This is a genomic window from Bradyrhizobium sp. URHD0069 (assembly GCF_000701345.1).
GTDB lineage: Bacteria > Pseudomonadota > Alphaproteobacteria > Rhizobiales > Xanthobacteraceae > Bradyrhizobium.
The window spans coordinates 79,304-94,770 of record NZ_JNIJ01000012.1 but is presented as its reverse complement, the minus strand read 5'-3'; the positions used below and the strand labels follow the sequence as shown (position 1 = coordinate 94,770).

The 15,467-nt window shown below is 60.0% G+C and carries 15 protein-coding genes; 7 read left to right on the top strand and 8 right to left on the bottom strand.

Annotated features, from left to right (window positions below):
- Positions 1-71 precede the first annotated feature (71 nt).
- On the top strand, positions 72-320 hold the full coding sequence (locus N554_RS0107005; protein ID WP_029582818.1) for a pentapeptide MXKDX repeat protein: 249 nt from the start codon (positions 72-74) through the stop codon (positions 318-320).
- A gap of 80 nt (positions 321-400) precedes the next feature.
- Here the strand turns inward: N554_RS0107005 and N554_RS0107000 are convergent, their stop codons facing one another.
- The 4 genes from N554_RS0107000 to N554_RS0106985 all read right to left on the bottom strand — a co-directional run bounded on the left by N554_RS0107000 (position 401) and on the right by N554_RS0106985 (position 3,369).
- Positions 401-745 (bottom strand): DUF6481 family protein, encoded by a 345-nt coding sequence (locus tag N554_RS0107000; protein ID WP_029582817.1) that lies wholly within the window; start codon positions 743-745, stop codon positions 401-403.
- A 126-nt stretch (positions 746-871) separates the two neighbouring features.
- The gene (locus N554_RS0106995) at positions 872-1,345 is read right to left on the bottom strand and encodes a GrlR family regulatory protein (protein WP_245283543.1); all 474 of its coding nucleotides are present in this window, start codon (positions 1,343-1,345) and stop codon (positions 872-874) included.
- A 699-nt stretch (positions 1,346-2,044) separates the two neighbouring features.
- A complete protein-coding gene (locus tag N554_RS42900) occupies positions 2,045-2,302 on the bottom strand; it encodes a PilZ domain-containing protein (RefSeq protein ID WP_371259465.1) in 258 nt (85 codons plus the stop codon).
- 710 nt (positions 2,303-3,012) lie between these two features.
- Complete coding sequence (locus N554_RS0106985) at positions 3,013-3,369, bottom strand: hypothetical protein (RefSeq protein WP_036052617.1); 357 nt, start codon at positions 3,367-3,369, stop codon at positions 3,013-3,015.
- Positions 3,370-4,226: 857 nt separating this feature from the next.
- On the opposite strand from N554_RS0106985, the gene N554_RS0106975 reads away from it, so the two are divergent.
- Together N554_RS0106975 and N554_RS0106970 are read left to right on the top strand one after the other, a co-directional pair.
- The gene (locus tag N554_RS0106975) at positions 4,227-4,430 is read left to right on the top strand and encodes a DUF3606 domain-containing protein (protein WP_029582812.1); all 204 of its coding nucleotides are present in this window, start codon (positions 4,227-4,229) and stop codon (positions 4,428-4,430) included.
- Positions 4,431-4,628: 198 nt separating this feature from the next.
- The gene (locus N554_RS0106970; RefSeq protein WP_029582811.1) at positions 4,629-5,780 is read left to right on the top strand and encodes a DJ-1/PfpI family protein; all 1,152 of its coding nucleotides are present in this window, start codon (positions 4,629-4,631) and stop codon (positions 5,778-5,780) included.
- Positions 5,781-5,837: 57 nt separating this feature from the next.
- Here N554_RS0106970 and N554_RS0106965 read toward each other — a convergent pair whose 3' ends face one another.
- Positions 5,838-6,794 carry an AEC family transporter gene (locus N554_RS0106965; protein WP_029582810.1) on the bottom strand — a complete coding sequence of 319 codons (957 nt, stop codon included), beginning with the start codon at positions 6,792-6,794 and terminating at the stop codon, positions 5,838-5,840.
- Positions 6,795-7,248: 454 nt separating this feature from the next.
- Here N554_RS0106965 and N554_RS0106960 point away from each other — a divergent pair, with 454 nt between their 5' ends.
- From N554_RS0106960 to N554_RS0106940, 4 genes are all read left to right on the top strand, one after another.
- Positions 7,249-8,166 carry an aldo/keto reductase gene (locus N554_RS0106960; protein ID WP_029582809.1) on the top strand — a complete coding sequence of 306 codons (918 nt, stop codon included), beginning with the start codon at positions 7,249-7,251 and terminating at the stop codon, positions 8,164-8,166.
- Positions 8,166-8,852: a DUF6064 family protein gene (locus tag N554_RS0106955; protein ID WP_029582808.1), complete on the top strand. Its 687-nt coding sequence runs from the start codon at positions 8,166-8,168 to the stop codon at positions 8,850-8,852. The genes N554_RS0106960 and N554_RS0106955 overlap by 1 nt, the downstream gene beginning before the upstream one ends.
- Before the next feature lie 517 nt (positions 8,853-9,369).
- Positions 9,370-10,227 (top strand): helix-turn-helix domain-containing protein, encoded by an 858-nt coding sequence (locus N554_RS0106945; RefSeq protein ID WP_081851154.1) that lies wholly within the window; start codon positions 9,370-9,372, stop codon positions 10,225-10,227.
- A 108-nt stretch (positions 10,228-10,335) separates the two neighbouring features.
- Positions 10,336-11,718: an FAD-binding oxidoreductase gene (locus N554_RS0106940; RefSeq protein WP_029582806.1), complete on the top strand. Its 1,383-nt coding sequence runs from the start codon at positions 10,336-10,338 to the stop codon at positions 11,716-11,718.
- 189 nt (positions 11,719-11,907) lie between these two features.
- Here N554_RS0106940 and N554_RS0106935 read toward each other — a convergent pair whose 3' ends face one another.
- The 3 genes from N554_RS0106935 to N554_RS0106925 form a co-directional block, all read right to left on the bottom strand.
- Positions 11,908-12,897 (bottom strand): Bug family tripartite tricarboxylate transporter substrate binding protein, encoded by a 990-nt coding sequence (locus N554_RS0106935; RefSeq protein WP_029582805.1) that lies wholly within the window; start codon positions 12,895-12,897, stop codon positions 11,908-11,910.
- A 309-nt stretch (positions 12,898-13,206) separates the two neighbouring features.
- Complete coding sequence (locus N554_RS0106930; protein ID WP_029582804.1) at positions 13,207-13,899, bottom strand: response regulator; 693 nt, start codon at positions 13,897-13,899, stop codon at positions 13,207-13,209.
- A 191-nt stretch (positions 13,900-14,090) separates the two neighbouring features.
- Positions 14,091-15,404, bottom strand: coding sequence for a sensor histidine kinase (locus N554_RS0106925; protein ID WP_245283542.1), 1,314 nt, complete (start codon positions 15,402-15,404; stop codon positions 14,091-14,093).
- Positions 15,405-15,467: the final 63 nt, after the last annotated feature.

The window sequence follows — 15,467 nt, the reverse complement described above, 5'->3', positions numbered from 1 at the left end:
AACGGGACCAAGGACCGTTGAGATCATAGCGGCATCAGTCGCTTTCAACCCCAATTGCGAAGGACCAACCTATGACCATCAGCACCCGCATCGCCCTCGGCGTATCTGCCGCCGCTCTTTCGCTTAGCCTGGCGCTTGCGCCCGCCGCCTTCGCCCAGGACAAGATGGGCAAGGACGACGGCATGAAGAAAGATTCGATGTCGAAGGGCACCACGAAGAAGGACACCATGTCCAAGGGCACGACGTCCAAGGACACCATGTCCAAGGACACCATGTCGAAAGACGGCATGAGCAAAGACGGCGGAATGAAGAAGAACTAACCGCCGTTCGCTCGGTGCAGGCTCGCCTCTTCAGGGGCGGGCCTGTGACGTCTGGAAGTTACGGCGAACAAGATGTTCGGCTATTTGCGCTTCTTGCGCGCGGCATAGCGGGCGTCGCGCGCCGCCTTGCGTTCGGCCTCAAGCGCGGCCTCTTTCACGGCAGCCTCTTCCTTTTCGCGCGCGAGCTGGGCAGCGGCCTGCGCCGCCGCCTCGGCCTCGCGGCGTTTTTCCTCGGCCTGGGCGGCCTCGCGCGCCAGTTTGGCCTTGGCCCGCGCGGCGGCCTGGGCTTCACGCTCGGCCTGCCGCTGCATCACCGCGGGATCGTCGGGACCCGGTTGGCTGCGAAACTTGTTCAGGATGTCTTGCCTGGCCTGCTGCGCCGCCTTCTGTCGATCTGCAAAGCTAGGTTCCTTAAATCCACTCATTGAACGCCCTTGTTGCTTTCATTGTTTGTTGTGAGACAATCGGTTTTCGCGGTCGCGGTAGCGCGCGACAAAGATGCTCGCACGATTTGGAGCGGTGTACAGCCGCACGCGGCGGGAAGCCATCAATTAATCCGCCAGCCAGCGCAATGTCGCGCGAAAACTGATGCTTCGGCTACCCACCAGGGAAGTGCCAAAAACCTCGGATTCGCCTCCTCGATAGGTCCCGGAAAAGCCCGTGGTTACTTCCCGGCCTGCAAAGACGGGACGCGCCGCGCTGTCGCGATACGGTGTGTGCTGGTTGGTGACCAGTTCACCCTTCCAAGTGGCTTCCTTGCACGTGTAGGTGCCCACCGTCCAAAAATAGGGGTCGCCCCCGATCAGCCTGCCGTCGTGAAGGATGATCACACCGCTGGACCAGCCCTTCACCCCGTCGAGCATCTGGATGTGGATCGAGTAGAGCCCGTTCTTCATAATGTTAATGCCGCCCGAAAGGTCACAACCGGAGGGGGCCATGTATTTTTCTTGGAGATGACGGATGCCGGGCGTCCGGCGTCTCCCGTTATCGACCCGATTATTTCTCATACAGGAATAAATCGTCATCATGTGTCCAATCGTTGATTTCGCATCGCGAAATTCCCCCTAGCCGGCGTTTTGATGATGAAAGGAGGCCATGACAGCCGCTGACGCGGCGGGGTACTGAAGCAAGATGCTGAAATATAGAAGGATTTTCCGGCAAGATTCGATGCCATCTGCCTTCCTGATGGCGAATACTTGAAGCCTTCCGGCCCTATCAGAGCTTCCAGATGGCGCTGAGTTACTGGATCGGGGAGCACGTTCATGCCGCCGTGCCCTGACTGCTCCCTATCTCAACGGCGTGATCGACGCTGTACTCGATTGATGGTCTGCGAAACGCCATCGCGAGAGCCGCTTTGAGTGCAGCGACGCGCGGGGGGGGGGGGCGGGGCCGCCGGCGGGAGGTTAAAAAAGCCGGCGACCCCTGTCGTGCAATTGAAATCGTTGGTGTGATGCGACTCACGACCAGCTCTGCGCGACGTAAAGTTAAGTTTTCCCGAGCGCTATTGGGTTCGACCAGGTTCGACAAATTTATCGATCAAAAACAGTTGATCGTGGGGAATAATTTAGGGAAGTGCCTGAAGTTGGGGAGGGGGCGGACGCGCAACATCCGACGCGAGCCTTCAGCGACCGTGCCATAGCAACTTAAGCTACCGGCTTGGGTACATCTGGAAGTGGAGAGGTGAAAGGGAACTGAAGCCGACCGCCTGCGCCAAACGCTGCGGTTCAGCCCAGAAATCTGATGCCAAGTGTATTCCCACGACGCCAAACGACTTCGCACGGACGCTTCGGTGCGCGCGGCACCAGAGAAATAGCGAACTGACTTCCAACCTCCGCGGCGATGCCGGTTATTTTCGCGCCAGCTTGTGAAACATCCTCCACCCGGCATTCGCAATCGGCTTTTTCTCCATCAAACGCGATCCACGCGGATTGACGGCGACGCCTGCGCGTTGGTTGGCGCTTTAGTTTGAGTTTTTGTCTCATTTTGTCCACACACCGTCCCTTACCGTTAAACGGTTAAGGTTCGCTAACGGCAATGCGTCGCTTTTGGGCGTAAAAAGAATCTGGCCAATCATGCAGACGGACCGAGCTTGCAGGACCGGGCTTGAAGGATCGAGCTTGCGGGATCGAGCACGTCATCAACCGCGCGCTGAGCGCCGCCGTCGCTTTTTCTGCTGTCCGATCTACCAGACTTTCGATGCTCAACGTCGCGATACTCCGCGCGCTTTTCAGGCAATCGTCGCGCGAGGGTACCGGCGCATTTCAACCAGCCGTGCTCGGCAATACGCTCGGTAAAGTAAGCTGATGAACGTCCACATGATCGAACCCCGTTGTCTGACTACCGGATTGACTCGTAGCAGCCATTCGTTTCAGGCCGTCGGCGCGGGGCGGGGAAATGGTTTCGTGGGCGCTGCGGGTTGTTTCGTGGCCGCCAGGCCCATGAAACCTGTTCACGGGTTCGAGATCAGCAGGCGGACGAAAAACGGAAGGCGATGCCCAACAATGGAGGGCGATGCCCAACGTCGATATGATCGATTTCAACCGACGCCTGCGTGACCGCGTTAGCGAGCCGATGAGCCGCGATAGTCGCGGTCGCCCGTGGCGCCCTGTGGCACGGCACGGGACCGGCCGCCGGTTCATGCCGGCGGAGGGCAAGGTTTGGACATTTCAGTTCAGTGCCAGTAAGCCTGATTTCAAGCTGTCTTGGCGAACATCGTCAGGACACCGTCGGCGATATTGATAGCAACGACGTGTGACGAAGAGAGGCCCTTGGCTTTAAGCGCGGACGCCGCCTCCGGTGTCGCGTCGATGGCTTTCCGGAGTGACTGAATATCTTCGTCGCTTGTGCGCGCAACGATCTCATCGACCTTGGAGCGCACCGCCGGTGCCAGTTCCTTGATGTCGACGACCTGTATGCTTCGTATGACCGTACTGGACTGGGCAGGCGGTGTCTGGGCCTCGGGTTGCGCGGGTGTTCCCTGTGCCTGCACGAAAGCCGGCGTCCCGAGGGAGAGGGCTGCAATAATGACGGATGCTGTAAAGATGCGCATGGTCATTCCTTTCCACGTTGAAAAACAAGAAGATTGCTATTCACGAAATTTGGTTAGCGTCTGATTCTCATGTGGCCATTCGGTGAAACCAATGCGGCTGCAATGCGCTCGCTCAAGGGCTGTTCATTGCTCACATGCGGCGGAGGCCTAGAAACCGGCCGATACCAACAAAACTGCACCGATTGCCAAAAGGACAATGCCGGGCCAGTTCGTTCCGACCCCCAAGAATCCCAAGCCGCGCCGTGGTGGCTCCAGCGTGTCGCGAGGCGGCTGGGAGGAATCCCGGCCGCTAAGTGGTCCCCGCCAAATGGCGGTACGTGCCATGTACAAGATTCCGCCGAGAACGAGCAGCGCGCCAAGTCCCATCAGGAACATTCTCGCCTCTCAATTCATCGATGCCACGCACAAAGAACCCAGGATTCAAGCCGGCGGCCACCGATTCGTTCCGAGCATCCCGACCGAACCCTGTAGGGCGGCCGTGTGTCTAGCGAAGGTCGCCCAAAATAGCGCCACCAATTTGGAGGTTCGTTCCGTGGATCAAGAATTAGGCCAAAAGTAACGGCCTCAGCTGTTGGGTGAAAGCTGAGGCCGTTGGATTTGCGCCGAGCCGGCGAGGAATCGGCGCGCGGTATAAGCTGCCAATGTCAAATCGGTTCCAAGCCGCAAAATCTTCACGAGACTCTTGGGGGAGGGCGGTGACGTTTTTCAAAATGTTTGCGTGCAGAGGACTTTCGCACGAACTTCTTACTTCAAACCGAGTTGATTGAGCGGGCTGTGAACAATGCTCCCGCGTGACCCTGCTCATCCCCCAACGGCCACCAGAGGGCGGGGCTGCGGCTTCCCATTCGGAGGAAACGATGGACGATCTGAAGAAAAAAGGCGCGGCCACGCGCACCAGGATAAGCGTGCACATAACAGACATGCACAAGATAAACGTGCATGAGCCATGGGAAATGGATCATTGGACCAAAGAGCTGGGTGTCTCGAAAGGCGAGTTGCAGCGACTGATCGAAAAGGTCGGCAATTCATCTGCCGCCATTCGGAGGGAATTGGGGTTGTGAGGCAAACCTCTCCACCAATTTACCCACATTGCGCGCTGCTAGAACTGGGTTCGACCTGACTACCACAACAGGCAATGCCATTCGAGGTTCCCCTCGTTGCATGGCAGTTTTTGCCCGATTTATGTCATTTCGGACAGGCCATGAGAGCAGCGGCTACGAGTTAAGACACGTAACTGTAGACCGTTGAGGCAAGTATCCATGAATTGGCGGCTTGTATTGTGGAGCGGTTTGGGCGCCGCCGCACTTCTCGTGACAATCGGCGGCGCCTGGATTTTCACGCTGCCTCCGGCGCCGTCGTTTGGAGCCGCGCCGCCGATCGCGAAGGACGAGGCCGACGCCACGATCGCCGCCTTGAAGCCGCCGAAACGCCAGCGCCCGCTGATCGCGATCGTCGGCGTTAATGACAGCAGCGAGACCACCGACTATCTGATGCCCTATGGCGTCCTCCAGCGCGCCGACGTCGCCGATGTGGTGGCGCTGGGAACGAAGCCGGGACCTGTGACGCTTTTTCCGGTGCTCAAGGTTGAGCCGCAGGCGACGGTCGCGGACTTCGATGCGCAGCATCCGGAAGGCGCCGACTATGTCATCGTCCCCGCCATGAGCCGCGATGACGACCCGGCGGCCCTGCAATGGATCAAGAGCCAAGCCGCCAAGGGCGCGATCATCATCGGCGTCTGCGCCGGAGCCAAGGTCGTCGGCAATACCGGACTACTCGACGGCAAGCGGGCGACGACCCACTGGTATTTCCTCAAAGAGCTGCGCGACAAGCATCCCGCGATCCACTATGTCGCGGACCGTCGGCTGGTGGTCGACCGGGACGTTGCGACGACGACGGGGATCACCGCGTCGATGCCGATGTCGCTCACCCTCATCGAAGCCATCGCCGGCCGGGACAAGGCCGAGGCGGTCGGCCGGGATCTCGGCCTCACCGAGTGGGACGCCCGTCACGATAGCAACGCGTTCCAGTTCACGCGGCCGTTCGCGTTGACGGCGATCCGCAACGCACTAGCCTTTTGGAACCAAGAGCAGCTCGGCATCGAACTTGTGCCCGGCGTTGACGAAGTGTCGCTAGCCCTCGTCGCGGACGCCTGGTCGCGGACCTATCGCTCACGCGCGGTGACGTTTGCTGGCGCCAATGGTGCGCAGCAAACCCGCGGCGGCTTGCGCATTTTGCCTCATCAGGTCGCCGCAGGCTGGCCCCCGGAACGACTGCTGCCGGCGATCGGGGAGCTACAACCAGCGAAAGCATTGGACCAAGCCCTTTTCGGAGTGGAGGCCCGCTACGGAATGCGCACAGCCGACTTCGTCGCCATGCAGCTCGAATACCCCAGGCATAGGGCATCGCATTGAAGAGGCCGGGCTGGACTATCCCCGCCCGCCCGGGCGGCTTTCGTGGGGTGATCGAGTTCAGGCGGTTCGCTGGACATGTGCTGAGAGGCCCGAAAGGGCGTAGAGCCAGCCCAGCAGTGTGACGACCGACAGCAGCGTTGTGATCGAGACTGTGGCGGTGACCAGATCCTCCTCCACCTTGTACTCGCCGGCGAGGATGAACACCGTCTTTGCAGTCGGCACGGCGGCGCAGACGACGGCGGCAATGGTGTAGAGCGGATTGAGGCCCGAGATCGCGCACAGGCCGTACACGACCAGCGGCATGATCACGAGCTTGACGACCGTCAAGGCGAGGGACGCCGCGAGCTTCGAGCGCATGGCTTCGACCGACAGGCCGAGCCCGATGGCGAAGAGCGCGCACGGGGTTAGCGCAGCCGCGAAGATGTTGAGATAGGCCGCGATCGGCGCCGGGACCGGCCAGCCTGTGATCGCCCACGCGAGACCCACGAGGGTTGATAGCACCATCGGATTGAGCGCGATCTGCTTCACCAGGACGACGGGACGCGCGGAGGACCCGGGCCGGCCGTGTCCCTCGCTTTCCAGCAGGATGACGCTCGCGGGGAACATCACCGCTGCCACGAACACGGTCGCGATGGCGGCGGGCAGAACGGCGGGCTGACCGTAGATGGAGTGCAGGATCGGCAGCGCCACAAATCCGGTGTTGGTCATCGCCGCCGTCATTCCCAGGATCGTGCTGCTGGCGAGATCGCGTCCCCAGGCGATGCGAACCACCAGGAATACCAGCGCGAAGCAGAGGACGGACCCGCCTCCGAACGCCATCAGGAAGCGCCATTCCAGGAGATTGCGCGCCGGTTCCTGCGCGACGGTGATGAACAGCAGCGCCGGCATCGCGACGTTGTAGGCGAAATGCACGAGTCCGTCGGCCAGCGAGCGCGAGATGTAGCCCAGCCGCCCGGCCAGCCAGCCGGTGACGATGACCGCAAATACGGGAAGTACGAGGTCGGCGACTTCCATAGGTCTGCCTCCTCGCTGTTCTCGATCCGAGTTTCGGACCAATAGGCGCGCGCGTGCACGAGGCTATCCCCTGTAGTTTGTGACACTTCTGACTGTCCCGGGCAATGCTCGCGGGTAGTTCGTGGTCACCCGTGGTGGGACCTCCCGCAGCCGAGATTTTGGAACCGTCTAGGTAGATCAAGCGGCTGCGTGATGCCGATCCTTGCTTGCTCTCGCCAACGTCCGCATCGGAGCGCATTACGGACTCAAGTTAGACACCGCGTCAGGTCCGAAATGTGCCACCCCGGACTTTCGCCCGATTTCGGCTTTTTGATCCTAAGCGGAATACCGATTATGTCTGGTGCCCTCGAGAAGGTGCTACGTTGTGGCCGGCGCGGTTCTTCGTGCCGCAAAGGCCGGCAGGAATGTTCCTAATTTGCACGGGAAATTCCCCGCCACGATGATGGAGCATCGGATGCGGACGACACGCCGAACGTTCGTGCGGGCCTCCTTGGCGACGGCCGCTGCGGCGCTCCTGCCAATTTCTCTGCATGCCCAGGAAGGCTCGCCCGCCCGCCGTCCCATACCCTCGACCCGCGAGGCCATGCCGATCGTAGGGCTAGGGACCTGGATCACCTTCAACGTCGGCGGCGATCCGGTGCTCAGGGACGAATGCGCTGATGTCATGGCCGCCTTCTTCGAGGCAGGCGGCCGCATGATCGATTCCTCCCCCATGTATGGCTCGTCGCAACCGGTGGTCGGCTACGGCCTTCAAAAGCTCGGACGACCCTCCACGCTGTTCTCGGCTGAAAAGGTCTGGACGTCCTCGGCAACGGCAGGCCCGACCCAGATCGAGCAATCGCGTCGCTTCTGGGGCGTGCCAAAGTTCGACCTCGTTCAGGTTCACAATCTCCTCGCATGGAAGGCGCATCTGCAGACGCTCTTTCAGATGAAGGCGGCCGGTGCGGTGCGCTATGCTGGAATCACCACGTCGGAAGGGCGCCGTCATGATCTTCTCGAACAGATCATGCGGAACGAGCCCATCGATTTCGTGCAGTTCTCCTACAACGTCGTCGACCGCGAGGCGGAGCAGCGGCTGCTGCCGCTGGCGTCGGAGCGCGGCATTGCCGTGATTATCAACCGGCCGTTCCGGCAGGGCGCGCTGACCCACCGGCTCAAGGGTGAGCCGCTGCCCGAATGGGCGATCGAACTCGGGGTGTCGAGCTGGGCGCAGCTCGTCCTGAAGTTCATCCTCTCTCATCCAGCCGTCACCATCGCAATTCCGGCGACCACCCGCGTCGACCACGTGCGCGAAAACCTCGCGGCTGCCGCCGGACCCATGCCGGACCTAGCCATGCGGGAGCGCATCTCGGCCTACGTGCAGGCTCTTTGATGTCGGAGTGGTGGACCTACCGACCGGAAAATTTCCTGCTCTTTTCTCCACGTGTCTACTGGCGGATGTTCGAATTGCACAATGCGGCGCTCTGGCCTCTGCAAGTGCTCGCGCTCGCCGCCGGCCTCATCATCATCCTGCTCGTCGCGTGGCGGCCGAGAAGCGCTGCACGGTGGCTCGCGCTCCTCCTCGCGATTCTCTGGATCTTCGTCGGATGGTCCTTCCTGTGGAACCGCTATGCGACCATCAACTGGGCTGCCGCCTATGTCGCGCCGGCCTTCGCCGTTGAGGGCGTGTTGCTCCTCGTCTCCGGGCTTTTGCTCGACGGCCTCGCCTTCGACCGGCGCGGGCTTGCCGGTTGGACAGGATACTTCATCCTTGCCTTCGCACTCGCCGGACAGCCCTTGCTTGCGCCGCTGCAGGGACGTGGCTGGGCCTCGTCCGAGGTTTTTGGCATCGCGCCGGATCCGACGGCGATCGTGACGCTCGGCCTTCTGCTCCTCGCCCGCGGCAGGCTTTTGCCATTGCTGCTGCCAATCCCCGTTCTCTGGTGCCTCTTGAGCGGCATAACCCTTCGGACGATGGGAGAGCCGCAAGCGTGGGCTCTTCATGCCGCCTTGGCGCTGGCCGCTGCAGCCGGCACCTGGACGATCATCCGTCAGCGCGGATCGCCTCAAACCGCGTGATGCAGGGATGGAACCGTATCCATCGTCGCCGAGCGCGACGCCGAAGGCCCGGTGCGCGTCGTTCGGAGCATAGGCATCGAACGCCTGATACACGCGACCGCCGTCGCGAAGGCCATCGTGGCATTTCTGCCGGAGGCCGAACTTTAGGGCCTGCTGCCGCGGCTACGTTACAACGCCTTTGCGTCCTGGATGCAGGAACTGCATCAGTGTAGGGCCATTCGAAGGCGAGGATGCAGGTTACCGTTGTAGCCAAATAGATCAAAACGCAATGCTATCGTGATCTATCTGATATTGGCTTGGGTGAGGGGTAACCGCCACTTCCGGCGTTGTCCTTCTGACAAACTCTCAGCAAACAGGCAGGTCGACATGACGTCACCGACAAAGCAGCCGAGCTTTTGCACGGCCATCAAGGCAGCGGTCGGCGACCACAAACAATCTTGGCTGCCGCATTGTCAGACCGACTTTGCCAGCAGGTCTTCACAGTATCGATCCACCTTTCTCTGAGAGGATCAACCTGATGCTCGGAACTGCCGGACTTCGTTTGGCGCAAGCCGACGGTGCCCTCCCGGCTACGCTGGCAGCTGGGAGCGCGCCAGGCGAAAGTGGCCTTTCAGTGCTCAGCGTACGGTTTCGGGACGGTGCTCACTTCAATGTTGAGACCCGAAAGCACCTCGTCTGCTTTGTCTCACAGGTGTCCATCGATTGCCGGATGGCAGGAAGGGCGCTCCGGCACGAGGCGCCGGCCGGGTCGCTGGCCATCTGTCCTGCCGGGATAGACGCCCGCGCGGACGCGGAAAAAAGCGTCGATGCTATTCTCGTTACAATCGATCCAAGCAAATTTGCGCTGGCAGCCGCGGACGATGCGGCGCTCGAAGCACAGTTGGTAGAGCGCCTGTCAGGCTATGACAAGGCGCTGCTTCAACTTGCGCAGACCCTGGCGTCGGAGAGCGCGCGCGGCTATCCGAACGGACCGCTGTTCTGGAACGAGATTGCCAGCGGCTTCATTGATGGGTTGGTTGTCCGTCATACGTCGGAGCACGAACTCCCGGCACGCGGCGCGCTGGGCAAGGACGTCCTCGCGCGCCTAAAAGAGTATGTAATTGATCACATTGACGAACCGATCGAGGTCTCCACTCTTGCAAAGATAGCGGGGCGCAGCCAGTACCACTTCACCCGCATCTTCACCCGATCCGTGGGTATCAGCCCCCATCGCTACATCGTGCATCTGCGCCTGCAACGCGCGATCGAATTGGTTCGCGATGGTCGATCCGGTCTGGCTGAAATCGCAATACGCACCGGTTTCGCCGATCAAAGTCATCTCACCCGTTGGGTCCGGCGCGTTCACGGGGTTTCCCTTACGCAACTGGTCGGCTGACCACGCCCCCAAACAGCATAATTTTTCAAGACGATTTGCCCCGCTCTCTCTACGTCGCAACGCTCGGCGTACGCTGTCGCGTTGGCGCCTCCACCGGGAGAAAGAGCAATGACGGATCTGATTGAAAGGAAACTTCATCGTCTGGCCGGAAAATTGTCGGGACGATTGTCGAGGCCGGGCCAACAGCTGTACGCCGCAGCAACGGCGATCTGGGCAAAACCGGTCGGCCGCATGCCGAGCGTGGTGGCTCATTGCCAGACACCCGAAGATGTGCGGGCAGCAATCCAAACCGCGCGCGATTGCGAGCTCCCATTGTCAGTCCGCGCCGGAGGTCATGATTGGGCCGGCCGCGCGTTGTGCGAAGGGCTCGTCATTGACTTGAGCGGCATGAACAGTGCGGTCGTCGACTCCGTCAAGCGCACCGCTCAAGTTGCGGGAGGCGCACGTGCTTCGGACGTTCTCGCGGTAGCGGATCCGCTCGGCCTCGCGGCCGTGACGGGCTCGTGCAGTTCTGTCGGTATGGCGGGGCTCACACTTGGCGGCGGTTATGGATCGCTGATCGGCCGATTTGGTCTAGCGCTCGATAATCTGCTTGCCGCTGAGGTGGTCCTCGCGGATGGGCGCATCGTTTCCGCCCGGCAAGACAGCGAAGCAGAGCTATTCTGGGCACTGCGCGGCGGCGGCGGAAATTTTGGCGTCGTAACAGCAATGCAGTGTCGCTTGCACGATGTACCCAACGTGCGCTCTGGCATGCTGCTTTTCCCGTTCGGCGAGGCCAAGGCTGTTCTCGAAGGATGCGTAAGTATCACGGCTAATGCGCCCGAAGAGTTGACGGTTCAGCTTGGTCTCGCTGGCGGGCCCGACGGCACGCCGCTGGCGATGGTCGTCCCGACATGGTGCGGCCCGCCGGAGGCGGGCGAAGCGCGCCTCGAGCCGTTTTCCAAGCTCGGAACGGTGGTCGCAGGCGCCATGGACGCGATGTCTTATGGCGACTCGCTCGCGGCATTCGATCCGTTTCTGGTCATCGGACAGCGCGTATTCATGGAGAGCTGTTGGCTTCCCGCACTCGACGGCAGGAGCATCGATGCCTTTATTGAGGCGATTGCAAATGCGGTGTCGCCGGGATGCGCGATTTTTACCCACGAGTGCCGGGGTGCCGCTTCCCGCGTGCCGGTGGAGGCAACGGCCTTCGGTTTGCGCCGCGACCATGTGCTGGTCGAGATTCTCGCTACCTATGCCGATCGTTCAAATCCAGTGGATGAGGACCAGCACCGACGGTGGGTTCAAGATACGCTCGATGCGTTCAGCACGATGGCACTTCCGGGCGGATATCCGAATTTTCTCCCCAGCGGCGACGTGGAGCGTGCAATGAAGAGCTATGGCTGCAATGTCGATCGGCTGATCAAAGCCAAACGGCACTACGATCCGGACAACGTATTCGGCTCCGCCATTCCGTTGCCGGCTTCTATGCGGACGTTGGCTGCCGAATAGCCCCGCACCTCAAACTTAGCGAGCGCCGCGTCGATCGGCGCTCGCGCTGCACTAAGCGATTTGGGGACATCCGGGTTTTTCAGCACTCATCCCCAACGGGATATTGGGGTCGCGGCGCGAACGGCTTTCCTTGCCACTGAAATGTGAGAGTTGCGGGTGCTGGCCTGACGGCCATGACCGTTTTCCAATCTAGACTGGTTGCAAGCCGAGCGCCTGCGCGCTCTCCATCCAGACCGGCAATTCGCGCTGGTATAAAGCATTGCTTTCCTTAAAGTCGAGCGGCGATTCCAGCACGAACGTGCTGAGAATTTCCTTCACTTTCGGATCGTTGTTGGCCGCCACGCAGAGTTCCGCTAGCCGATCGACGATCGGCTGCGGCGTCGCCTTCGGCAACGCCCATCCCGTGAAACCGCTCACGGTGAAGAACCTCGATGTCGCGCCTTGTTCAGGCAGAGTCTTGACGTTCGGGATCGCGTCGACCTTCTTCGAATGCACCGCGAACACAATGCCGCGATCACTTTGCAGGACGGATTGCGCGGCCGTGTAGCTGCCCATCGCGACATCGAGCGTGCCTTCCGCCAGCCCCGTCCACATCGGCGCTTCGCCTCGGTAGTGGATCGGTTCGATGTTGAGATCATACTGCTTGTTGAGTTCATTGATCGTGATGTGCGGGGCTGAGCCCGCGCTATAGGTGCCGAAGTTCACCTTGCCGCTCTTACGCGCGAAAGCGACGAATTCGTCCAACGTTTTGACGCCGGACTTCGGGCTCGCGACCAGCAGCAGCCCGGCGCCCGGGATGACACTGACGAGCGTCAGGTCTTTGTCCATGTCGTAGCCGGGGTTCTTCATCATTATTCTGTTCATCACGTAGGTGGTCGAGATGGAGCACAGGATTGTGTGGCCGTCTGGCTCCGCGCGCGCGACTTCCGCCGCGCCTATAGAGCCGGAAGCGCCCGCTTTGTTTTCTATGACGACGGTCTTCCCCACCTGCTTGGAGATGAATTCGCCGAAGGCGCGCGCGAGCAGGTCGGTCTGCCCGCCCGCCGGGTAGCTGCAGATCATACGGATCTGCCGCGACGGCCATGCGGCCTGCGCCGAGGCCCTGCGCAAGAGGAAAGGCATCGCGGCGGCTGCCGTACCGGCAGCGATGAAGTGACGGCGATTAAATTTCGCGAACATGATTGCCTCCCTGAATTTTCTACGACGGTATCGCATCGTCAGGCTTCTGCCACGTGCGACAGACGGGACAGATTGGCGCATTCAAACAAAAAGTCGGGCTTTCCTCCCATGACCCGCGATTGCCCGTAGTCCTGAAAGCGGGAGCTAGGACAAAGACGCTCCTGGCTCAACCGAAGGGAAATGGTTCGAGCCCGGCTACTAGAAAGGATTAAATAGCGTGCTGGATATCTATCGCCGAAAGCCTTGGCCTCAGCGTTTTTAAAGCCGAAGAAGAGCCCTAGCGAAACGTCCTAGGCTGCCGGCTTCGACTTAAGAGAGATAACGCTGCTGCCAACCTGCAGAGTTGACAGAACCGTCCTGTTCACGATCAGTCAGCGCTTGTGCCGCAATGACAACTTCGAGGCGATTGCGAGCGTGAAGCTTCTGCATGAGGATTGTCATGTAGTTCTTGACAGTCTTCTCGCTGATTTTTAACGAAACAGCGATCTCTTTATTGGTATTGCCCCGCAACAATAGCCGGACGATCTGCTCTTCGCGGATGCTGAATCTGACGGCTTCAGCCGCCATCCGTCGCAGTGACGTGTTTCGCAAGGCTGCAATGACCTGGCTCGCAAAGCTTTGCGTAATGTATGTCTCGCCATGCCGAACCGATTTCACAGCCTGGATGAGCTCTTTCGCGCTACTGCCTTTTAGGACGTATCCGCTTGCGCCGGCATCGAGTGCTCGGATCGCGGAATCCACGCCGGTTGCGGCAGTGAACGCGACAACTTTTGTGTTCGGCGCGACTTTGATGGAAGTTGCAATCGCTGCGTAGACATTGCCCGGCATGCTCAGATCGACAATGAGGACGTCTGGACGGAAGCGCATCGAAATGTCGATGATATCTCTTGCCGTCGAACCAGTCGACAATACCTGGAGACCCTGAGCGCGCGACAAAAGGGCGACAATACCCTCAATCATCAAAGGATGATCGTCTACCAAACCAATGGAAACCGTACTCATACTGGCTCCATAAAATACGCTTGGTACATATCATTTTGAAAAATTAACTCAACGATGTGGCGAATATAGCTCAAGCAAGTGGGAAATGTAAATGTCGATGTTTATGCACCATTAATTCGTTAATGACCATCTGTGCGCGAATGTACAAACGTCTGCTCGTGAAGAGACACACGCACCAATCGACTGCAATTCTAGCTTTCCGTGCGAGCGATTGGAAGCTTCGCTCGAATTGTGGTTCCACTGCCGCGCTGCGATAGCAGTTCAAAGGTGCCGTGGAGCGCTTCGACACGGTTCCGCAGACCTGTGATGCCGAGGGCTCTTCTGCTGCGCGAGTCCCGGTGATTGTCTTCGGCACATCCGGAACCGGTATCGCTTACCGCGATGGCGATCCACTGCGTATCCGCCGACACCGCTACGCGCTGTCCTTTTGCCTTCGCATGATGGAAAGCATTGTTCAGTCCCTCCTGCACGATTCTGTACAGGCATATTGTTAGCGGCTGTGTCAGGTCTTCGGGCAAGTCGCCAATTCGACAGCCAACCTCCACCCCCGTCGCGTCCTCGTACTGTTGCACGGCGAGCCAGAGTATTTCATTCGGCGTCAATCCATCCAATTGGGGCAGCACAAGACCGCTCGAGATATCGCGGAGCTCGGTTAGTATCCGTGCGGTCAGGACTTGGAGGCTGGCGTCACGCGGACCGTCATATCCAGTTCCCGCCGATTTTCGATCGTTCGACTCGGTCAGCTTGAGCATCAAGAGGCTGACGAGTTGGATCGGACCATCGTGCAGATCCTGTCCAATCCGGCCAAGGAGGTTCTCGTTGGAACTCCCGGCCTCAAGCCGGGCGTCGTCTGCCATCCGTCGCAATCTGTCGTTCTGCGTGGCGAGGTTCTTTGCCTCGATCACCTTTTGGACGAGGGACGTTTGGTGGCTGGTGACCAGGTCTGAAGCACGACGAACCATGAGGAACAATATCAGCATCATCGGAGCGCTGACTGCGCCAACGATCCCGATGGCTGTGAGCCGGATCGAAGCCAGATCGGCCGCGAGTCGCCTGCCGTCGTTATACACCTCGCCGACGGCGATGATCTCCGGTGTCCCCGTACGGAATAGCGGCGCATAGATTTCGACGACTGCAACATGCAGCTGGCGCTCGGTAGCATTTTCGATGTCGTCCAGATAATCGAAATGGCCAAACACCTTGCCTTCGACGGCCGCGGTGATATGAGGCGAAGGAAATCGTCCGCCGATGGTTTCCTTACTGGTCGAGTATACGAGCGTGGCGTCGGGCAACCAGATCTTGATCAACCTCACACGTTCGCCAAGCTTTCCCGCAAGCAAATCATCCAGATTTTTTACGCTCTCTGGAGACAAGGTGCGGGAAGTGGCGAGTTCTTGCGCGGACGGACCGAGGAAGAATTCGGTGAAGAGGGCACCTTCTTCGGCCGCCGTTTGCATCATGCTGGCTTCGATACGTTGCGAGATTGCGAACGAAAGCACCGCCATCGAGACGGCTATCGTTATGCCGGCCGCGGCAACAAATTGGTGAGAAAGTCCAAGCCGAGAATT

Bases quoted from the DNA above. Each gene is read 5' to 3' on its own strand.
- N554_RS0106940 (WP_029582806.1), top strand. From the start codon at position 10,336: ATGACGGATCTGATTGAAAGGAAACTTCATCGTCTGGCCGGAAAATTG.
- N554_RS0107000 (WP_029582817.1), bottom strand. From the start codon at position 745: ATGAGTGGATTTAAGGAACCTAGCTTTGCAGATCGACAGAAGGCGGCG.
- N554_RS0106925 (WP_245283542.1), bottom strand. From the start codon at position 15,404: ATGGCGGTGCTTTCGTTCGCAATCTCGCAACGTATCGAAGCCAGCATG.
- N554_RS0106960 (WP_029582809.1), top strand. From the start codon at position 7,249: ATGCGGACGACACGCCGAACGTTCGTGCGGGCCTCCTTGGCGACGGCC.
- N554_RS0106965 (WP_029582810.1), bottom strand. From the start codon at position 6,794: ATGGAAGTCGCCGACCTCGTACTTCCCGTATTTGCGGTCATCGTCACC.
- N554_RS0106975 (WP_029582812.1), top strand. From the start codon at position 4,227: ATGGACGATCTGAAGAAAAAAGGCGCGGCCACGCGCACCAGGATAAGC.
- N554_RS0106970 (WP_029582811.1), top strand. From the start codon at position 4,629: ATGAATTGGCGGCTTGTATTGTGGAGCGGTTTGGGCGCCGCCGCACTT.
- N554_RS0106930 (WP_029582804.1), bottom strand. From the start codon at position 13,899: ATGAGTACGGTTTCCATTGGTTTGGTAGACGATCATCCTTTGATGATT.
- N554_RS42900 (WP_371259465.1), bottom strand. From the start codon at position 2,302: ATGAGACAAAAACTCAAACTAAAGCGCCAACCAACGCGCAGGCGTCGC.
- N554_RS0106985 (WP_036052617.1), bottom strand. From the start codon at position 3,369: ATGCGCATCTTTACAGCATCCGTCATTATTGCAGCCCTCTCCCTCGGG.
- N554_RS0107005 (WP_029582818.1), top strand. From the start codon at position 72: ATGACCATCAGCACCCGCATCGCCCTCGGCGTATCTGCCGCCGCTCTT.
- N554_RS0106955 (WP_029582808.1), top strand. From the start codon at position 8,166: ATGTCGGAGTGGTGGACCTACCGACCGGAAAATTTCCTGCTCTTTTCT.
- N554_RS0106995 (WP_245283543.1), bottom strand. From the start codon at position 1,345: ATGACGATTTATTCCTGTATGAGAAATAATCGGGTCGATAACGGGAGA.
- N554_RS0106945 (WP_081851154.1), top strand. From the start codon at position 9,370: ATGCTCGGAACTGCCGGACTTCGTTTGGCGCAAGCCGACGGTGCCCTC.
- N554_RS0106935 (WP_029582805.1), bottom strand. From the start codon at position 12,897: ATGTTCGCGAAATTTAATCGCCGTCACTTCATCGCTGCCGGTACGGCA.